The sequence below is a fragment of the Nocardioides cremeus genome, assembly GCF_030518195.1.
Taxonomy (GTDB): domain Bacteria; phylum Actinomycetota; class Actinomycetes; order Propionibacteriales; family Nocardioidaceae; genus Nocardioides; species Nocardioides cremeus.
Genome location: NZ_JAULSC010000393.1, coordinates 1 through 233, shown reverse-complemented (window position 1 = coordinate 233; position 233 = coordinate 1). Strand labels below are relative to the sequence as shown.

General features: G+C 78.5%; 1 pseudogene. It reads left to right on the top strand.

The annotated features are described in order from the left end of the window. Positions 1-233 (top strand): annotated as a pseudogene (locus QWJ41_RS22590) (hypothetical protein); the annotation flags it as partial.

Below are 233 nucleotides of genomic sequence, written 5' to 3'. Positions count from 1 at the left end.
CGGCGGCTGCTGGTGCCCCGCGGCGGCGGGTCGGTGGTGCTGCCCGGCGAGGTCGGGCTGGTGCTGCGCGGCGGCCGCACCACCACCGACCGCGTCGACGACGTGCCCACCCAGCCCACGGTCGAGCGCTCCGCGGCGATGGTCGACAAGGTCGCCGCCGGCGCCGCCTTCGAGGCCGTACGCCGCGTGGAGCTGCTGCTCGACCACTGGGGCACCCACCCTCCCGCGGCGCT